General features: G+C 30.0%; 24 protein-coding genes and 1 pseudogene. 8 read left to right on the forward strand and 17 right to left on the reverse strand.

Annotation, left to right across the window (positions count from 1 at the left end; translation table 11 throughout):
• Positions 1–10 precede the first annotated feature (10 nt).
• The 4 genes from K354_RS0109925 to rpsO form a co-directional block, all read right to left on the reverse strand.
• The gene (locus tag K354_RS0109925; RefSeq protein WP_024955344.1) at positions 11–808 is read right to left on the reverse strand and encodes an HrcA family transcriptional regulator; all 798 of its coding nucleotides are present in this window, start codon (positions 806–808) and stop codon (positions 11–13) included.
• Between the two features lie 196 nt (positions 809–1,004).
• Positions 1,005–1,169 carry a hypothetical protein gene (locus tag K354_RS15025; RefSeq protein ID WP_156928229.1) on the reverse strand — a complete coding sequence of 55 codons (165 nt, stop codon included), beginning with the start codon at positions 1,167–1,169 and terminating at the stop codon, positions 1,005–1,007.
• A complete protein-coding gene (locus tag K354_RS0109935) occupies positions 1,166–1,336 on the reverse strand; it encodes a hypothetical protein (RefSeq protein WP_425426680.1) in 171 nt (56 codons plus the stop codon). The genes K354_RS15025 and K354_RS0109935 overlap by 4 nt, the downstream gene beginning before the upstream one ends.
• Before the next feature lie 342 nt (positions 1,337–1,678).
• Entirely contained in the window at positions 1,679–1,951 is a 273-nt protein-coding gene (rpsO, locus tag K354_RS0109940) for a 30S ribosomal protein S15 (RefSeq protein WP_024955346.1), read from the reverse strand.
• Between the two features lie 181 nt (positions 1,952–2,132).
• Between rpsO and K354_RS0109945 the strand changes: the two genes are divergently transcribed.
• Genes K354_RS0109945 through K354_RS0109960 form a run of 4 tightly spaced genes read left to right on the forward strand, consistent with a single transcriptional unit; the run spans position 2,133 to position 6,097 of the window.
• Entirely contained in the window at positions 2,133–2,534 is a 402-nt protein-coding gene (locus tag K354_RS0109945) for an Rrf2 family transcriptional regulator (protein WP_024955347.1), read from the forward strand.
• A gap of 53 nt (positions 2,535–2,587) precedes the next feature.
• The gene (flhA, locus tag K354_RS0109950; RefSeq protein WP_024955348.1) at positions 2,588–4,795 is read left to right on the forward strand and encodes a flagellar biosynthesis protein FlhA; all 2,208 of its coding nucleotides are present in this window, start codon (positions 2,588–2,590) and stop codon (positions 4,793–4,795) included.
• A gap of 8 nt (positions 4,796–4,803) precedes the next feature.
• Entirely contained in the window at positions 4,804–5,844 is a 1,041-nt protein-coding gene (locus K354_RS0109955; RefSeq protein WP_024955349.1) for a DHH family phosphoesterase, read from the forward strand.
• Positions 5,834–6,097: a hypothetical protein gene (locus tag K354_RS0109960; RefSeq protein WP_024955350.1), complete on the forward strand. Its 264-nt coding sequence runs from the start codon at positions 5,834–5,836 to the stop codon at positions 6,095–6,097. Before K354_RS0109955 ends, K354_RS0109960 begins: the two co-directional genes overlap by 11 nt.
• 16 nt (positions 6,098–6,113) lie before the next feature.
• On the opposite strand, the gene cmoA is transcribed toward K354_RS0109960, so the two are convergent.
• The 12 genes from cmoA to K354_RS0110020 form a co-directional block, all read right to left on the reverse strand.
• Complete coding sequence (gene cmoA, locus K354_RS0109965; protein ID WP_024955351.1) at positions 6,114–6,815, reverse strand: carboxy-S-adenosyl-L-methionine synthase CmoA; 702 nt, start codon at positions 6,813–6,815, stop codon at positions 6,114–6,116.
• The gene (locus tag K354_RS0109970) at positions 6,808–7,641 is read right to left on the reverse strand and encodes a bifunctional riboflavin kinase/FAD synthetase (RefSeq protein ID WP_024955352.1); all 834 of its coding nucleotides are present in this window, start codon (positions 7,639–7,641) and stop codon (positions 6,808–6,810) included. Before K354_RS0109970 ends, cmoA begins: the two co-directional genes overlap by 8 nt.
• On the reverse strand, positions 7,607–8,320 hold the full coding sequence (tlyA, locus tag K354_RS0109975; RefSeq protein ID WP_024955353.1) for a 23S rRNA (cytidine-2'-O)-methyltransferase TlyA: 714 nt from the start codon (positions 8,318–8,320) through the stop codon (positions 7,607–7,609). Before tlyA ends, K354_RS0109970 begins: the two co-directional genes overlap by 35 nt.
• Positions 8,317–10,263, reverse strand: coding sequence for an NAD-dependent DNA ligase LigA (gene ligA / locus K354_RS0109980; protein WP_024955354.1), 1,947 nt, complete (start codon positions 10,261–10,263; stop codon positions 8,317–8,319). Before ligA ends, tlyA begins: the two co-directional genes overlap by 4 nt.
• Positions 10,264–10,325: 62 nt before the next feature.
• A complete protein-coding gene (locus K354_RS0109985) occupies positions 10,326–10,724 on the reverse strand; it encodes a thioredoxin family protein (protein WP_024955355.1) in 399 nt (132 codons plus the stop codon).
• A gap of 32 nt (positions 10,725–10,756) precedes the next feature.
• Entirely contained in the window at positions 10,757–11,521 is a 765-nt protein-coding gene (locus K354_RS0109990) for a TSUP family transporter (protein WP_024955356.1), read from the reverse strand.
• Positions 11,521–11,955: a hypothetical protein gene (locus K354_RS0109995; protein ID WP_024955357.1), complete on the reverse strand. Its 435-nt coding sequence runs from the start codon at positions 11,953–11,955 to the stop codon at positions 11,521–11,523. The genes K354_RS0109990 and K354_RS0109995 overlap by 1 nt, the downstream gene beginning before the upstream one ends.
• A complete protein-coding gene (gene folP, locus K354_RS0110000; RefSeq protein ID WP_024955358.1) occupies positions 11,956–13,101 on the reverse strand; it encodes a dihydropteroate synthase in 1,146 nt (381 codons plus the stop codon). It lies immediately after the preceding gene.
• On the reverse strand, positions 13,101–13,721 hold the full coding sequence (locus K354_RS0110005; RefSeq protein WP_024955359.1) for a DNA polymerase III subunit delta': 621 nt from the start codon (positions 13,719–13,721) through the stop codon (positions 13,101–13,103). The genes folP and K354_RS0110005 overlap by 1 nt, the downstream gene beginning before the upstream one ends.
• Positions 13,714–14,265 carry a HobA family DNA replication regulator gene (locus K354_RS0110010; protein ID WP_024955360.1) on the reverse strand — a complete coding sequence of 184 codons (552 nt, stop codon included), beginning with the start codon at positions 14,263–14,265 and terminating at the stop codon, positions 13,714–13,716. Before K354_RS0110010 ends, K354_RS0110005 begins: the two co-directional genes overlap by 8 nt.
• Before the next feature lie 3 nt (positions 14,266–14,268).
• Entirely contained in the window at positions 14,269–15,471 is a 1,203-nt protein-coding gene (locus K354_RS0110015) for an aspartate kinase (RefSeq protein WP_024955361.1), read from the reverse strand.
• Between the two features lies 1 nt (position 15,472).
• Positions 15,473–15,943 (reverse strand): RNA pyrophosphohydrolase, encoded by a 471-nt coding sequence (locus tag K354_RS0110020; protein WP_024955362.1) that lies wholly within the window; start codon positions 15,941–15,943, stop codon positions 15,473–15,475.
• A gap of 61 nt (positions 15,944–16,004) precedes the next feature.
• Between K354_RS0110020 and hemW the strand changes: the two genes are divergently transcribed.
• The 4 genes and pseudogenes from hemW to queA all read left to right on the forward strand — a co-directional run bounded on the left by hemW (position 16,005) and on the right by queA (position 19,416).
• Positions 16,005–17,045: a radical SAM family heme chaperone HemW gene (hemW, locus tag K354_RS0110025; protein ID WP_024955363.1), complete on the forward strand. Its 1,041-nt coding sequence runs from the start codon at positions 16,005–16,007 to the stop codon at positions 17,043–17,045.
• A gap of 46 nt (positions 17,046–17,091) precedes the next feature.
• Entirely contained in the window at positions 17,092–17,499 is a 408-nt protein-coding gene (gene tatB / locus K354_RS0110030) for a Sec-independent protein translocase protein TatB (RefSeq protein WP_024955364.1), read from the forward strand.
• A pseudogene (tatC, locus tag K354_RS0110035) lies at positions 17,499–18,248 on the forward strand (twin-arginine translocase subunit TatC); the annotation flags it as partial. The gene tatB and the pseudogene tatC, both read left to right, overlap by 1 nt.
• 124 nt (positions 18,249–18,372) lie before the next feature.
• A complete protein-coding gene (gene queA, locus K354_RS0110040; RefSeq protein ID WP_425426681.1) occupies positions 18,373–19,416 on the forward strand; it encodes a tRNA preQ1(34) S-adenosylmethionine ribosyltransferase-isomerase QueA in 1,044 nt (347 codons plus the stop codon).
• Here queA and K354_RS0110045 read toward each other — a convergent pair.
• Positions 19,413–19,697 carry a hypothetical protein gene (locus K354_RS0110045; protein ID WP_024955367.1) on the reverse strand — a complete coding sequence of 95 codons (285 nt, stop codon included), beginning with the start codon at positions 19,695–19,697 and terminating at the stop codon, positions 19,413–19,415. The genes queA and K354_RS0110045 overlap by 4 nt on opposite strands.
• Positions 19,698–19,702 lie beyond the last annotated feature (5 nt).

Consider the following 19,702-nt stretch of genomic DNA (forward strand, 5'->3'; position numbering starts at 1 on the left):
AAAACTATACCTACTTACATGTATAGTTCATAAAACTTTCAAAATCACTATCTATTTTGCCAAAACAAAAAAGATTTGCATCATTTTCTTCTATAGTAGCTAACTGTTTTATTGCCATACATCCATTTGGAACAAAACCATCAAAATATACACCTTCTTTTAAACCAAAAGAAAATTCATAATTTAAAAATTGGTTAATAAAACTTCTATCTTCTTGTTCTTTTGCAATTTCATATAACTGACTTTCACCAGCTAATAAAATAGGAAAAGAGCTCAATATCTGATGTAATTTATCATGGAGTTCATACAAACCTACCTGAGCAGAGATATTTTTTAACTCTCTTATCTCACATCCTATTAAATTAGATAGAAACCTTTTAACTTGTTCACTATATTTTAAGACTACCTCTTGTGTATCAAAAGATAAAATAAGAAATCTATCACTTACTTCGATAATTTCTCTAAAAAACTCACGCGTACTTTTTTGAGCAATACAAAAGAGTCCATGTTCATTTACTGAATCTTCCATATTTTCTATACTACTTATTTCTAAAGTTTTTGTGGGATTTAATCTATCTTTCCAATAATTAATCAAGGCATCATTTGTAGGAACACGTCCACTACTAACGTGCAATTGAACTAAAGCGCCCTCTTCAGAGAGTTTTTTAAGATAAATTCTTATTGTAGAAGGAGATATTTCCATATCAATTTTCATTTGAAGCTCATTAGAACCAATAGGCTCTCCTGAATTCAAATACTCTTGAATAATAGCTTCTAAAATAATGTCTCTTTTAGATATTCTCTTCATATTAGCACTCTTTATGTTTAATTGCTGATAGCATTATACAACATTGAGTGTATTGTTGTCAAGTAAGATAGTTTAGTCTATTTGACTAAAGTATATTTAGTTACAATAATATTTCTATAAAGTACGATAAAAAGCCATTGATGTGTATATAAAAAATAATAGGGAAATTTTAGAAGTGTAATTTGTATGTAGAAATTTAATAATGTTTTTGATTTAACTTTTGGTTTTTTAGGATTGTTTTAAAAATACGTATCATTTCTTTTCTAGAATTACGTAATTTTGTAAGAAAGTCTCTTTTTTCATTCATCGTTATAAATAACTCATCCAATGCTTGTCTTTCTGTTTTTGTCAATGTGCTCATTTAGTTTCCTCCAAAAAACCACGACGAATTCTTCTTACAACATGTAAGACATCTTCATCATCCAGTTCTGTTAACATTTTAAAAATAGCAACGGCTGATTGTGGCTGTGAATTACCAAGCTTCCAATCTTGATATGTTCGCATAGATACATCTAATCTATTTGCCATTTCTCGCTGACTAATTTTTTTACCAAGGAATTTTGATTCAACTGCATTGTGAAGCAGATTAAATATATCTTTTGTCTTCATGCAAATGATTTTAACCAAAATTGTTTTAATTACACCTAAATATAAATAAAACATGATAAATTATACCAAAAATAATTACTTTTATAGCTATTTAAAACATTTTTTTTTGTTTTTTATACGTTTTTTGATATTTTATAGTAAAAATTATATATATTTATACGGTTTTTCGTATATTTATTGCTGGGTCGAAAAATAAATTATTAAATGAAGAAATTTTAGTGGGATGGAAACTGGAGATGGGACTCAAATGAGTCCCTAAGATTATTTAACTCTTATAGAAAGCTTTGTAGCTATTTCATTATACTTAGTATAATCTTTTCTTTTAAGATATTTCATCAATCTTTTTCTTTGACTAACAAGTTTTAATAGACCTAGTCTAGAAGAGTGATCTTTCTTGTTAATTTTTAAATGCTCAGTTAACTCAACAATTCTAAATGTAAGTAGAGCAATTTGCACTGCTGGTGAACCTGTATCAGTTTCACTAGCACCATATTCTTTTGCGATTTCTAATTTTTTCGCCGAATCCAAAGCCATAATGACCTCCAAATTGGTATAATCTCCCTAAAAAAAGGGGAGATGAATTATATCTAAACAAACAAAATCTATCTTTAAACGAGATAACTAAACTCAAAAGTCTATATTTTCTACATAAAGTTAAAACAAGTAAATATTTAGTACAATAATTATCCGATTTAAAACAGCAAGGATTATATGTATGCTATTGACTAAGGCAAGTGAATATGCTCTTTTATCATTAATAATGATTTCACAAAAAGACACCCCACAAGATGTTGATACTTTATCGACACAACTTGGCATATCAAAAAGTTTTTTAGCAAAAATACTTCAATCACTAGCAAAAGAAGGTATCCTAAAATCTTTTAAAGGTGCTCATGGTGGTTTTCAATTAGCCTGCGATCCTAGTGAATTTAGTCTCAAACAAATTGTGGCATGTGCAGAAAAAAAACCTACTATGGTATTAGAATGCACAACTGAGTTTGGACGTTGCCCTAATAATAGAGCAGATTTTTGCAAAATTTTGCCATTTTTAAACAAACTTCAATCTAAAATTGATGATTTTTTAGATAATATGTCACTTAAAGATATAATTACTTAATGTAATAGACTTTTATACAAGTTTATTACTATCAAAATGTTTAAAAGGCTACCATGGCAACCAATAAAAAAAGTATGCTAGTTCGTATTGCTCCTTTTTTAGAAACAATTGTTAAAGCAAAAGACTTAACGATAGTTGCTTTTATAGTAGCTATTATGGCTATTATTATTGTTCCATTGCCTAGTGGTGTTTTAGATTTTTTTCTTACAATTTCTTTGGCTACTTCAGTTCTTATTATTCTTATATCACTTTATATACCTAAACCGACTGATTTAACCACTTTTCCAACTTTAATTTTGATTATAACTCTTTATAGACTTTCATTAAATATTGCAACAACAAGAATGATTTTAAGTAAAGGTCATTTAGGAACTGATGCAGTAAGTGATATCATCTCTAGTTTTGGTCAATTTGTTGTTGGTGGTAACTATGTTATAGGTGTTATTGTCTTTTCTATTTTGGTTTTAATTAACTTTATGGTCATTACAAAAGGTTCTACTAGAGTTGCAGAGGTTGCTGCTCGTTTTACACTTGATGCAATGCCAGGTAAACAAATGGCAATCGATGCAGATTTAAATGCTGGACTTATCGATGAAAAATCAGCACGTGAACGTCGTGAAGCTATTATTCAAGAAGCTAACTTTTATGGAGCAATGGATGGTTCTAGTAAGTTTGTTAAAGGTGATGCCGTTGCTGGTATAATTATTACTATTATTAACATTATTGGTGGTTTTTTAATTGGTGCATTTCAATATGACTTAGATGCTGCTGTTAGTGCACAAACTTATACAATACTTACTATTGGAGATGGTTTAGTTTCTCAACTTCCTGCACTTATTAGTTCAACTGCAACTGGTATTATTATTACACGTGCAAGTAAAGGTAATGATGGTCAAAACTTTTCTGAAGGTGCAATTGAACAGCTATTTAGTGAGTATAAAACACTTCTTATTGTTGGTTTTATTCTTATGATGTTTGCTTTAGTACCAGGCTTACCAACACTCTCTTTGGGTTTTGTTGGTCTTATCTTTTTAGGGCTGGGTTATCTTGTTAAAGTTACCCACGATGGAACATTTTCTTTAGATAAATTCTTTTTAAAACATATAGAAACAAAAGAGCCAAAAGCAGGAACAAGATTAAACCAAGCAGCAGAAGGGCAAACTCCACAATCAGCACCAAGAAAAAGTCCAGAAGAAGAGAAAAAAGAAGAAGAAACTGCACTTAATGATATATTAAAACTAGAAATTCTAGAGTTAGATTTAGGTTACCAACTCATTAAATTAGCAGACCCTGCTCAAGGTGGTGATTTACTAGAACGTATTAAAAGTATGCGTCGTAAAATAGCTGGTGACTTTGGTTACCTTATCCCACAAGTAAGAATAAGAGATAACCTACATCTCAATCCTAACCAATACCAACTACTTTTAAAAGGTATTTCTATAGGTGAAGGTGAGATATATCCTGATAAATATTTAGCAATGGATAGTGGACTAGTTTCTGAAGAAGTCGAAGGTATGCCTACTAAAGAGCCTGCCTTTGGTTTAGATGCTCTTTGGATTGATCCAAAAATAAAAGAGGATGCTATTATAAAGGGATATACTGCTGTTGATCCAGCTACTGTTATATCTACACATATGAGCGAACTTATTAAGAAACATTCGGAAGAATTACTCACTCGTCAAGAAGTTCAAAGTCTTGTTGACAAACTCAAAGAGACTTATCCTGTAATTGTAGAAGATTGTCTAAAAGTTGCTACAATTGGTCTTATTCAAAAAGTACTAAAAGCCCTTCTACATGAAAAAATACCAGTAAAAGACTTATTAACCATTCTTGAGACCATAAGTGATGTAGCAGAGATAACAAAAAATATAGATATAATTGTAGAACAAGTACGTTCTAAACTATCCCGTATGATAACAAGACAGTATAAAGATGAAGATGGGATATTGAAACTTCTTACTTTTAATGCTGCTACTGAGCAAAAACTATTAGATTCATTACATGAGCGTGATGGAATTAGAGAATTACTCCTGAATATTGGGCAAATAAATACTTTAGTTCAAAGTGTAAGTGATGAAGCAACAAAACTACTTCAAAGAGGAATTGCACCTGTTGTTATTATAGTTGATCCAATGCTAAGGAAATCTCTTACTGATATTTTTGAAAAATTTGGACTTGATATAGTAGTACTTTCACATGCAGAAGTTGACTCAAGTGCTAATTTTGAAGTCATGAGTAGTATAGAAATAGAAAATTTATAAGGAAAAAAATGAACTACAAAATATACCATCTATCCCATACAGACTTGGATGGTTACGGTTGCCAAATGGTAACAAATTACTTTTTTAAAAATATTGAGTTTTTTAACTCTAATTATGGAAAAGAAATTAATGAAAGAATGAACCAAATAACTCAAGCAATAGCAAATAGTGATATTGAGAACAATCTTGTATTAATAACGGATTTAAATCTTACTTTAGAACAAGCAAAAGATTTAGAAGGCAAAATAAAAATAAATCAAAAAGATGTCAAACTTTTACTTTTAGACCACCACAAAAGTGGACAAGATTGTGCAAATGAATATGACTGGTATTTTTTAGATGCTACAAGAAGTGCAACTAAAATAACGTACGACTTTTTTAGCTCAATTCTCAATGAAAATAAAGACCTTTCAAAACTAACCGATGTTATAAATGCTGTTGATATATGGCTAGATGATGATAAGGAATTTGAACTAGGAAAAGTTTGCCTAGGAGTTATTAGTGCGGCTAGAGAAATAAATAGAGTTATGTTTCCAAAAGAAAATTCTCAGTATATGTTTGCAATTTTAGAAAAAATTCAACCATTTTTTAATAAAGAAAATCCTCATATAATTTTAGATGAAGCTATCCATAGTATAAAAAAATCTTTTTTTCAACTAGATAAAAATGATACATTAAGTAACCTAGTATCAACATATAATGTTAATATGCTAACAAAAAATAAAGAAAAAATGCAAATCAACTATGGTGAATATAAAGGGATATTAACATATAACATAGGAAATGTTTCTATTATTGGAAATGATTTTTTAAAGAAAAATCCTGACTTTGATTTTTTCATGGATATTACTTCTCGAAAAACTATTAGCCTAAGAGCTGATGGTAAGATAGATGTAAGTAAAATGGCAGCACGTTTAGGAAATGGTGGTGGTCATCCAAATGCAAGTGGTGGTTTGTTAAATAGCTTTAAAGATAGTTTTGTATATGATAATGTAAGAAAACAGGTTATGGATATAATTGCAACTAAAGGGGTAAACAATGGCAAATAAAAATTTAAAAGATGAATTAGAAGAAGCAGAATTTGAGATAGAAGAGATTGCAATGCAACTAGCTGATATGTTAGGAGCTGCTTTACACTTTGCAGGAGTTAAAGATGATAAAATTCCTGATGCTGTTGATGCATATCTTAAAGGCTTAGATGAAGTTTTTGAAGATGATGAAGCAGTAGCAGAAATGGGATATGAAGAAGTTATTCAGGTAATAGAGTCTTTAAAAAATTCTCATAAACATCTTTTTAAGTAGTAGGGATTTCCCCCTTCTACTTTTTAGCTAAAAATGTCACAAAATTTCCATATTTAAAAAGTGACTCTACAGATTTAAAACCAGCATTTAAAATCATTTTTTTATTTTCTTCTTCTGTATAAGGAACAAGCACGTTTTCTAAAGCTTCTCTTTTTTGAGAAATTTCAAATTCACTATATCCTTGCTTTTTCTTAAATTCATAATACATATCTATCATCTGTTTATTTAAAGTTTTATCTTCAAAAATTATTTTTTCACTAAAGATAAAAACACCATCAACTTCTAAAGAGTCATATATCTTTTTTACAAAAGTATCTCTTACTAAAGGACGTATAAATTGAAGCATATAATTAGCTATGATAACATCAGAGCCATTTAAATCTACTTTTGTAATATCTCCATTAATAAGTTCAATATTTGCTCCATAAGCGTTTATTTTTTTACTAGCATTTTCTAGCATTGCTTCAGAATTATCTATTCCTATAAGATTATAATCATGTGATTTTTTATAAAGATTTAAAAGAGTATTTGCAGTAGAGCACCCCAAATCTATAACTTTAGCATCATCTTTACAGTGAAGTTCCACTAAATCACAAACTAAAGCGATAACATCTTTATAAAAAGGAATAGAACGCTCAAGCATATCGTCAAAAACAGTTGCTACACTTTCGTCAAACTCAAATTGCTTTTTTATTGGTTTTGAAAAAACTTTATCCATTTAAAACACTTCTTGCACTATTTATATCTATTTCAATCTGTTTTTTTAAAATTGATAAATCATCAAATTTTTTATTTTCTCTTAAATACTTTACAAAATATATCTCTATTTCATCTTCAACTACAATATTTTTATCTAAAATATGTGTTTCTATAGAAAAGTTTCCATCTGTACTTACTCTATTTCCTATAAAAGAGACAGAATCATATATTTTTTCTCCTACTTTTGTTCTTGAAGCGTATACCCCATCACTTGGTAGAAGATAATCTTGTATTTTTATATTTATTGTAGGAAAAAGTTCTTTTTTTCCAAGTCCTTGACCTTTTACTACTTTTCCACAAACAGAGTATTCTCTTCCAAAAAAAACATTTGCTTCATCAACTTTTTTTGTTGTTAATAATTCTCTGATTATAGAAGAATGAACAGAAACTCCTTTATAGAAAAACTCTTCGACTATTTCTATTTCACCATCATATAGAGTTAATAAATCATTTGCTGTACAAGATCGTTTTCTCCCAAATTGAAAATCATAACCAACTATTATCTTTTTTAGATTTGAAAACTCTTTTTTTATTATCTGTATAAACTCTTCACCACTTAAATTTTTAACTTTCAAAAAATGATAAAACATACAAGGGACTTTTGAATATTCTGTTCTTTTTAATCCAGGGGTTAGATTTGAATGATCTTTATCTATTACTAATAAAGCTCCATTTTCCCCAAGTCTATTAATAAGTTGCATGTGTCCCAAATGGATACCATCAAAACTACCAATAGCTATAGTGTCTATTTTATCTTTTATTAAAATAGTAGAAGGTCTCTGCATTTCCCTCTTTTCCTTTCAAAATTGACTCTTGTTTTTCTATTAATTCCCATCCGAGAGTAAAACATGTTGCTACAAAATTTTCTTGAACACGTTTTATAGCTAAAGCATCCTTAACGACTCCCTTTGAAGTTCTTTTTATACCTAATCCAACTTCAAACTGTGGTTTAAAAAGTACTAAAATCTTATCATTTGATAACCTATCAATATCACTCAAAATCTGTTCAATTCCTATAAATGATACGTCACAAGTAACCAAATCAAATTTTTCATCACTCACAAAATCTCTTATGTCTGTTTGTTCATACAGTTTTACTCTTGGGTTATCTCTTAAGCTAACATGTAATTGCTCACTTCCAACATCCACAGCACTCACACTTTTAGCACCACTTTCAAGTAGTACCTGAACAAATCCACCAGTACTACTTCCAATATCTAAACAATTTAAATCTTTTACATGTAAAGCTTTATATTCTTGTAAAAAACCTTTTAATTTAAATCCTGCACGTCCAACATATTGTGTTTTTTCTTCTACTTCTACTTTATTACTCTCTTCTACTTTAAAAGATGTTTTTGTTATAACATTACCATCTACTAAAACTTCACGGTTTTTTATCATCTCAGCAGCTTTATTTCTACTATTACATAAACCTTTTTCAAACAGATATACATCTAATCTCATATAATCTCTTTCATTTCTTCTTCACTCAATGTTCTAACACCCAAACTTTGTGCTTTATCATATTTACTTCCTGCATCTTCTCCAAAAATAACAAAGTCGGTCTTTTTAGATACGCTTCCTACTACTTTGGCACCATATCTTTCTAAAAGTGCTTTAATCTCTGTTCTACTTTGGCTCATAGTTCCTGTAACTACTACTGTTTTTCCATTAAAAATTGATTCTATGACTTCTAGTTGTTCTAATTCTACAGGTTTGACTGTTTGAGTTAAAGCTATTATCTTCTCTTTGTTTACATGTAAAAACTCTTCAAGACTCGCACTCATTTCACTTCCAAAACCATCAATCTTGACAAGATCTTCTGCTTGCACATTAATCCACTCAAAACCAAAATTTAGAGCAATAGCTTTTGCTGCAACTTCACCTATATGCTCAATACCAAGTGCGTATATAAATCTATCTAAATTTACACCTTTGCTCGATTCAATAGAAGCTAAAAGTTTCTGTGCTTTTTTCTCTTTAAATCCATCTAAACCTAAAAGTGTATCCAAATCTAAATCATACAAATCTTTTACGCTATGAATGAGCTTTTCTCGATGCAACTGTTCTACTATTTTATCACCCAATCCATCTATATACAAAGCTTTTTTTGAAGCATAATGTATAATAGAATTAACCACTCTGTCATCACAAGCAAGATTTTGACACTTGATAAGTGCTCCTTCATCAAGTAATTCACTCTTACATGTAGGACACTCTCTCACTCTTATTATCTCTTTTTCACTACCATCACGTCTCTCTTCAATGACTTTAATAATCTTAGGTATAACATCACCACTTCTTATGATAATGACATAATCATTAATTTTTATATCTTTTCTTTGTATCTCATCAAAATTATGAAGTGTTGCTCTCTCAACCGTAACACCATCAATATCTACAGGTTCAACTTCAGCAACAGGCGTTATAACGCCTGTTCTTCCTACTTGAAAAGTCACAGCATTAATACGTGTAATCTTTTCAACAGCAGGAAACTTATAAGCACACATCCATTTAGGATACTTCACTGTATAGCCTAAATCTTCTTGTAACTCAATGTTATCAACTTTTATAACCATACCATCCATCATCATAGGAATATTACTACGGGACGTTAAAACCTTTGTATAAAATGCTTCTATATTTTCAATTGTCGAACAATTTTCTCTCATTGGTGGTTTCAAAAATCCTAAAGAATAGACAAAATCCATCTTTTGGCTTAAAAGTGGTTGTTCAAGTAAATTGAATCCTACTCCCCAAGGTTGAAAAACTAATCTTCTTTTTGCTGTTATGCTAGAATCAAGTTGTCTTAAACTTCCTGCTGCTGCATTTCTAGGATTAGCAAAAAGTGTTTCACCTGCTTCTAATCGTTGATTATTGATGATTTCAAAATCTGCTGTTTTTATAACAACTTCACCACGAATTTCTATTTTTTCTTTGTAATCTATTTCGATAGGAACTGAGTGAATTGTTTTCACATTTGTTGTGACATCCTCACCTATTTTCCCATCCCCTCTAGTAATCGCTTGGATTAATTTACCATCTTCATAAATAAGATTTAAACTTGCCCCATCAAATTTTGGCTCACAAAAAAACTTTGCTCCATCTACATTTTTATGGATTCTATCAAACCAAGTTTGCAACCCATGAATATCAAAAATATCTTCCATACTCCACATTTGAGCAATATGCGTCGCTTTAGAAAATGAATCTCTTATCACACCACCTACTCTTAAAGTGGGTGAGTTTTTATCTACATGTAAAGGATTTTGTTTTTCATAAGCTTCAATTGCACGATAAAGAGTATCATACTCTTCATCTGTTGCAATAGGATTATCATTTACATAATAAGCATAAGCCCATTTTTTTAAAATTTCAATTTGTTTTTTATAGTTATCTTTTATCATATCTTAGGATATCAAAATAATGTTTAAAACTTAATTTGCATCATTACTTACTATATTTAATGCTATTGAATTTGAAATTCTTGTTTGTATACTAAATCCAACAAGCCAATAAAATCTGTAGCTGGCATATAACCAGTAAATTCATCAACTATTTCCATTTTTTTAGGATCTACTATGACATTAGTAGGAAAATATTTTATTTGTAAAGTACGAGGCAAACTTGTCTCTTCTACATAAATTATTTTTTGTACATAATTTTTAGCAATTTGTGCTGCATAAATATTAGAGCTAAAAATTTCTTTATTCATCTTAACACAATAACCACAATTCCTACTTTCAACACTTAGAAGTACTAACTTATTTTCACTTATTGCTTTTTTTGACTCTTCACTTATATCTAAAGCATATAAAGAACTAAAAAATCCTAAAAGTAAAACAATCAAACTGATTTTTTTCCACATATGTCCACCCCACAATTTTATTTTAAGTAATATTAATTTGCTAAATAACTATCATATAAAAGTTTCAGTATAGTAATCCCTACGATACTTAGAAAAAATACTCTTATAAATGTCACATCTTTTTTAACGACTAAGGTTGAACCAGTATAAGCCCCAAGTATTTGACCTATTCCCATAAGAATACCTACTGTCCACAATACTTGTCCACCTATAATAAAAACTCCTAAAGAGACTACATTACTAGTAAAATTCATAATTTTTGTTTGGGCCGTTGCACTTTTTAAATTAAGTCCTAAAAGCATTACAATAGCAATAGTCCAAAATGAACCTGTTCCTGGCCCAAAAAAACCATCATAAAAACCAAGGCTAATACCAAATATAAAATAAAAAAGATTTGGTTTTAAAATATGGTGTCTATCTTCTTTACCAATTTTTGGAGTAAAAAAAGTGTATAAAAAAATCAAAACTAACATGATTGGTATAATTTTACTCAATAAATCTGCATTTAAAAGTAATATGCTATATGTTCCTAAACATGCACCTATAAAAGTAAATATAATTCCCATATAAACATCTTTTATACTCACTAATCCTTTTTTTATATAATTAGCAGATGCTGTAAAACTTCCAAATGAACTTTGAAGTTTATTTGTAGCAAGTGCAATATGAGGTGGCATACCAGAAGCTAAAAGAACAGGAACAGAGATAATTCCACCACCACCAGCAATACTATCTACAAAACCAGATAAAAAACCAGCCCCTAAAAATATAAAGTAATAATAAGTTTCAAATTCCACTAAACTTCCTTATAAATATCATAAGTATTTAGTCTTATATTTGCAAGTATTGCACGTCTTATTACACTCAATGCATATTTTCTATCACCCCCAACAATACGACCAACTTCTCTTTCATCGCATTTATCACAAACAAAAAATGTTATTTTATCACCTAAGTTTTGTGTTGTTCTACAGTTTTCATCATCTACATGTAACATTGATTTACAAACAGGACAATAACACCATAATTCAACAATATTTTCGCCCTTATATTTCCACTGCCAAACCATATTATGAAAAATATCTTTTTTATATAATTTGTATTTTGGTTCTAATATTTTAACTACTAAAACAATTATAAAAATTATCATAAAAAAAAGCGATATTGGAGTTACTATAATTACCCATTCTGGGAAATTATACTTTTGGGCTAATTCTGTTATGTATTGCATCTAAATTAATGCCTCTTGTATTGATTTTTGCACTTCTATTGCTTGAACATGTTCTTTTACATCATGGACTCTTACAATACTTGCACCCTCTTCTATTGTTTTTAAATGTATTGCTAATGTGCCTGGTAATCTCTCATTAACTTCACTTTTACAAATCTTATCTATCATAGACTTTCTGCTAGCTCCTATAAGAAGTTCATAACCAAAATGTAAAAAATGTGCGTGGTGTTTGATTAAAAGTAGATTATGCTCTAAAGTTTTTCCAAAACCAATACCAACATCTAATATTATCTTTTTTATTCCAAAACTTTGAGCTTTTTGTATTCTTTCTTCAAAAAATGCATCTACTTCAAGTATAACATTGTTATATTGTGGATTTTTTTGCATTTCATGAGTATCTCCAATCTTATGCATTAAAACCACTGTAGCATCATATTTTGCTACTAATCTTGCCACATCATCATTTTCTAAAGCTGTTATATCATTTATTATACTAAAGCCTTTTTGTAAAGCATACTCCACACATAAAGGAGAATAACTATCTAATGAAAATTCTGCTTTTTGATAAAGTTTTTCTTCATATATAGCATCGATAACAGGTTTTACACGACTTAACTCTTCTTCATCACTAACACCAATGCTTCCTGGCCTTGAAGATACGCCACCAAGGTCTATAATCTTCGCTCCATCTTCTATCATTTCTTTTACATGTAAAAGCGCCTGATCTCCATCAAATCTACTTCCTTGATAAAAACTATCTTCATTGGTATTTAATATACCCATAACTTTGACATCACGATTACTCTTTATCAAAAAATCAGTTAATTGATTTGCTAACTTTTTTAAACCAAAAGGTTGGGCTAACTCTTTTTTACTGAGTATTTTCATTTGTGCATCATTTGCAATAAGAATAGCATCAGTAAATTCATCTTTACATGTAATAGTATCACGGCTTACAGCTAAATCTGCCCCAATAGACAAGGCATCTTGTTTAAGTATATTTGCTGCTGGTGTTTTTATATCTTTTATATATATTAAATTTAAATTTGCTTTATCTTTTAAAATAGCATTGCCCATATTTGTGGAGCCTACTTTTTTAAATAGTTCTTCTTTACATGTAGAACTATCTAACTTATAAAACTCCATTAGTCTCTCTTTCTTTTCATAATAGAAATTAAAAGAGTAAAAAGAAGATTTTGAGGGCGAGAATTAAGTTGTGCTAATTCTAATAAAGTTTGAAAATGGCTTAATTCTTCGTGTGTAAAAGATATACTATGTTCTAAAACAGCCTCACTCACTATGTTTTGAAGAGTATCTTTTAATTGGTTTTTATCTATACGAGAATTTGCTTGAACAAATTCGAATATATCTTTTTCACAAAGGTTTTTTAAATTTAAACCGCTATGAAGAACTGTTTTTTCTATTTTTAACTCTTTAAGACTAAGTCTAGAGCGAATAGTTGGTAAAAGAACTGTTTTTATTGGAACAATTACAATAAAAATTATATTTCTAGGAGGCTCTTCTAAAATCTTAAGAAGTGAATTTTGAGTTTCAACTCTATAACCTTTTGCACCTAAAACCAATATCTTTGGCTTTATTTCTGCTATATAAGCTTCTTTCACAACCGCTTTTGCATCTTCTAAAAGAAAATCATCTTTCTCTTTAATAAAAGGACAAATTCTAAATTCACTATATTGTTCTTGTACATATTCATAAGCTTTTTCTATATCAGGACATACTAAGATATGACTTGGTATATCATTCATCTTCTAAGCTTACCTCAGCAAAAAGCACTGCATCAATACTCTTATCTAAAAGTCTAAAAAGTTGAATGAGTTTTATATCCAACAAATCATCACCACTTGAAAGATAAAAACTATTTTGTAAATGCTCATCCAAAACCCATGAAAAACTTTCATCATTTCTTTTTGCTAATTGCATTTTAATATCATTACTTTTCCCAATATAAAAAAATGTATACCCATTTAAAAAAGATTGTGAAAGCATATCTTCTAATAGTTCAATATCCTCTTTATTTTTAAGCTGATGGATATTTGGAAAAAATGTCTTTATTGAGACAAAAGGTAAAAGTGGACGATTTTTATTTCCTAAATTGACAGTTTTTAAAATATATTCACCAAACCAATCTCTATCATCATCGGTAATTACAATAATAGATTGCCCTGCTAAAAGTTTTTGTAGCATAGAGGAAGCAAGAGGTACCCACTCAAACCTCTTCTCTTCCATCCAACTCATCATAGAACCATCTTTTCTTATGGTTTTTAATGTCCACTTTAAGAATCTTTGCATATATTATTTATCCAGCTCATAAGCAGCATGAAGTGCACGTACAGCTAACTCGCCATATTTTGCAGCAATAACCATTGAAATCTTAATTTCACTTGTACTAATCATCTCTAAATTGATTCCTTCTGCTGAGAGTGTATCAAATGCTTTACAAGCTACACCACTATGGCTCTTCATTCCAACACCAACAATAGATACTTTTACAATATCACTATCATATTCAACACTTTGTGAAGCATTTAAATTTAACATAGCATCTTTAGTCATTTCTAATTCATTTTGAGGAACTGTAAATCCTAAGTTTGTTGTTCCATCATGCCCAACATTTTGAATTATCATATCAACATTAATATTTTCACTTGCTAGTTTTCTAAAAATTTCAGCTGCAATACCTGGTTTATCTGTTACACCTCTTAGTGTTACTCTCGCTTGATTTCTATCCAATGCTACACCACTTACTACTGGTTGTTCCATAATATTCTCTTCCTTTGTTATCAATGTACCTTCATTGTCATTAAAACTACTTCTTGTTACAAGATTTACATTTAATTTTTTTGCCATTTCAACTGAACGAGTTTGTAGTACTTTTGCTCCAAGACTTGCTAACTCTAACATTTCATCATAAGAAATTTTTTCCAATTTTTGAGCTTTTGGCTCAATCCTAGGATCTGTTGTATATACACCATCAACATCTGTATATATTTCACATAAATCTGCTTCTAAAGCTCCTGCAATTGCTACCGCACTCAAATCACTTCCACCACGTCCAAGAGTTGAAACTTCGCCAAGTTCCGTTATGCCTTGAAAACCAGCTACTACAACAATCTTTCCTTCGGCAAGTTTTTTTTCGATACATTTTCTATCAATATTTTCAATTCTTGCTTTCGTATGAGACTTATCAGTTCTTATACCAGCTTGTCGTCCTGTCATACCAATGGCAGGGTATCCTAATTCAGAAAGAGCAATAGCTAAAAGAGCACTCGTTACTCTTTCACCAGAACTCAATAACATATCCATCTCTCTTTGCTGAGGAGATTTACTAAAATGCTCCGCATAGCTTATTAGTTTATTTGTTTCCCCACTCATAGCAGAAACTACAACAACTACATCATTGCCTTCTTTTCTTGTTTTGGCAACTCTTTTTGCAACGGCTTCTATTCTCTCAAGTGTACCAACACTTGTACCACCGTACTTTTGTACAACCAACATTTTAAATGTATCCCTCTTTTCTAAAATATTCTAAAACTTTTTTATAAACCGGTCTTTTAAAATATGTAATAAATTTAAAAGCCTCTTTAAATTTAACAAATTTATATTCACTAAATTCTGGTTCTTTTGTATCTAAGTTTATCTTCGCATCATCTTTTAATCTTACTAAAAAATACTTTTGCGTCTGCCCATCAAATGGGTACATCTTTTTTGCAACAGTCCCAGGAAAATCATAACTCAACCACTCAGGATACTCAGCTAAAATTTCGACTTCATCGGTTCCTATTTCTTCTTCAAGCTCTCTTAGAAGTGCTTCTTTAGGAGTTTCTCCCTTATCAATCCCACCTTGCGGAAATTGCCAAGCATCTTCTATATCATTGCGTAACGCAACAAACAATTCACACTCAAATGGATATTTAGAAGAGACTATAACTGCTGCAACATTTGGACGATAACGTTTATTATTATGCAACCTCTCTCCTTTTTTGATAGAATGGTATCCAAAAAGTCATTAAATAATCATAAGGAATATCTTGTTAATATACTTACATATACCATTTTGTGATTCAAAATGCCACTATTGCGCATTTAATTCATATGTTGATAAATTTTCATTAAGAGAAAATTATATGAAAGCAATCACTGTACAACTCAAAAAAGAAATAAAAAAATTTGCACCAAAAGCTCACTCTATAAAATCACTTTTTATTGGAGGAGGAACACCTTCAACCATAAGTCCATACATGTATGAAGAATTTTTTGATATATTACGTCCTTATTTAAAAAAAGATGCAGAAATAACAACCGAAGCCAATCCTAATTCAGCTTCATTAGAATGGCTTGCAGGGATGAAACAATTAGGCGTTAATCGTGTCAGTTTTGGAGTGCAAAGTTTTGATGAAAAAAAATTACAAATTTTAGGAAGAAATCATTCTGCTAAACAAGCTATAGAAGCCATCAACAACGCACATCAAATAGGTATACAAAACATATCATGCGATTTAATCTATGCCACCTCATTTGATGTAGAAGAAGATATAAAAAAAGCTCTAAACTTACCTATTAATCACATAAGTTCATATGCTTTAACACTTGAAGAAAATACACCATTTTATGGCAAAGAAACTCTTATAAATAATAGTAGTACCCTAGCACAAAATTTTATAAACCAAATAGCACAAAAATTTGAGCAATATGAAATTTCAAATTTTGGTAATTACCAAAGTGTTCATAATCTTGGTTATTGGAGTGGTGATGATTATATAGGTATTGGTGCTGGAGCTGTAGGTTTTTTGAAAGATGAAAGATATTATCCACATAAAGACATTGAAGAATATATAAAAAATCCTTTACATGTAGAAGTAGAAAAACTAACAAAAGAAGAATTAAATACAGAAAAAATCTTTTTAGGTTTACGAAGTAAAATTGGTATTAGTATTGATACTCTAACTCCCCAACAAAAAATAAAAACTGATATTTTAATAAAAGAAAAAAAACTTATATGTAAACATAATAGACTCTACAATACAAACTTTTTGCTCTCTGATGAGATAGCTCTTTACATAATTTCTTAAGCATATTTTAGCTAAAATTCAAACCTTATTATGTAAAGGATAATGTATGTTTGGAATGAGTTTCGCAGAAATAATGATCATAGCTGTAATAGCTATACTATTTTTAGGACCAGATAAACTTCCATCAACTATGGTACAAATAGCAAAATTTTTTAAATCATTCAAAAGCAGTGTAAATGATGCAAAAACTTCATTTGAACAAGAAATAAAACTTCAAGAATTAAAAGAAGAGACTGTTGAATATAAAAAGAAATTAGATGATGCTGCTACAAGTGTTAGAAAAACTGTTTCATTTGATGAACTAGAAGAGATAAAAAAATCAACAACTGGTGTAACAGATACTTTTAATGATATAAAAAACAGTATGGATAAAGTAAACGATATGAAAAATGATCCTCTTGGTGTAAAAAAAACATTTGATAGTACTAGTACAAAAGAAAAAGGTGAAGATTAATGTTTGACGAGTTAAAACCTCATTTAGTTGAGTTAAGAAAGCGTTTAGGTATTTCTGTTGCTGTTCTTTTTGTTATGTTTTTTGCATGTTTTTCTTTTTGGGAACCAATCCTTGCATTTATGATAGCTCCTCTTGAAAGTGTACTTCCTACTGGTTCAGAAGTTATTTTTACTAAAGTACAAGAGCCTTTTTTCACTGCGTTAAAAGTTGCATTTTTTTCTGGCTTTATAATTTCTTTACCTGTTATATTTTGGCAATTTTGGCTTTTTATAGCTCCAGGTCTTTATGAAAACGAGAAAAGATTAGTTATTCCTTTTGTTCTTTTTGCAACAATTATGTTTCTCTCTGGAGCGACATTTTGTTATTATATAGTCGTACCTTTAGGTTTTGATTTTCTTGTAAACTTTGGTTCTCAACTATTTAAAGCATTGCCAAGTATAGGTGAATATGTTAGCTTTTTTACAAAATTACTTTTTGGTTTTGGTTTAGCGTTTGAACTTCCTGTTATTACTTTCTTTTTTGCAAAACTTGGTTTTGTGACAGATAGAAGTTTAATAGAATTTTTCAGATATGCAATTGTTATTATATTTTTAGTAGCAGCACTCCTTACACCTCCTGATTTATTGACTCAGTTTTTGATGGCTGGTCCTCTTATCATCCTTTATGGTGTTTCAATTTTAGTTGCACGCGCAGTTAACCCTGCAGGCGAAGAAGATGATGACGACGATGATGGTTCTGATGAAGAAAAAACTGATGCCAATGAAGAAAAAAACGAAGATGCTAAACAAGATGATAATACAAATGAAACAAATAACGATGACATAGACGATGATGACTACGATGACTATGATGATGAAGATGACGACGACATAGATGATGACTGGCCAAAAGATACAAATAGACCAATCCTTGATTTCTAATTACGATTATACATTACCGGAATCTCTCATAGCAGAGTTTCCGGCAAATCCAAGAGATAGTGCAAAACTGCTTGTATACAATAGAAATGAAGACTCTATAACACATACGACATTTAATAAACTTTTTGATTTTTTAGATTCAAAGACAGCTGTACTTTTAAACAATACAAAAGTCATTAAAGCAAGAATATTTGGGCAAAAAATAAGTGGAGGAAAAATTGAGCTTTTATTAAACTCTCCATTACAAAATGAAAAATTTTCTGTTTATATTAGAGGAAAAGTAAAAATAGATACAAAACTTGAATTTGACCAAGGATTAAGTGCTCAAGTTATTTCACTTCAAGAAGATGGAACCCGTGTTGTCTCTTTTTACCATCAGGATAAAAAAATCAATACTGATGAACTATTTGATATTTTAGATAAAATCGGACATATTCCACTTCCTCCATATATAAAAAGAGAAGATAATGAAGAAGACTCCGTAGAATATCAAACAGTTTTTTCTAAAGAAAAAGGAGCAGTAGCAGCTCCAACTGCTTCCCTACATTTTACTAATACTATGTTTGAAGAATTAAAAAAACAATACGATACACATTTTTTAACTTTACATGTAGGGGCTGGAACCTTTAAACCCGTTGATGTTGAAGAGATAAAAGATCATATTATGCATTCAGAGTTTTACAATATACCTCAATCCACTTGTGATATTATTGATTCAAAAAAACCTATACTTGCTGTTGGAACAACCGTAACGAGAACAGTAGAATATTATGTAAGAGAACATCAAAGTGTTGGTAAAAGTAATCTATTTTTACATCCTAAGAATAAACCTCAAAGAGTAACTCATCTTCTAACAAATTTTCATCTGCCAAAATCTACGCTTATCATGCTAGTTGCTTCATTCATTGGTATAGAAAAAACATTAGAAATATATAAAATTGCTGTAGAAAAAAAGTATAGATTCTTTTCTTATGGTGATGCTATGTTAATTATCTAAATAGATAAATCTAAAAGAGAACCTATCATATCATCATAAGATTTAATAGCTTTTGTTTGTGCTTCACTCCCTTTTTCAATAGGAATCTGTTCAGTAAGTTCACGAGCCAAGTTTGTACTTGCTTGCGTATCAGAAGATACAGCTTGAACACTCCCTTCACTAGGGTTTTGTAATGTTGTCTGAGTAGCACTAAAGTCCTCTGTATTAACATTTGCCACATTATGAGAGTTATTTGCCATCCAATTTGAGTGAGCCGCCATAGAATTTGCATTTATTTGCATAATAA

Source organism: Sulfurospirillum arcachonense DSM 9755 (assembly GCF_000597725.1).
Classification (GTDB): domain Bacteria; phylum Campylobacterota; class Campylobacteria; order Campylobacterales; family Sulfurospirillaceae; genus Sulfurospirillum_A; species Sulfurospirillum_A arcachonense.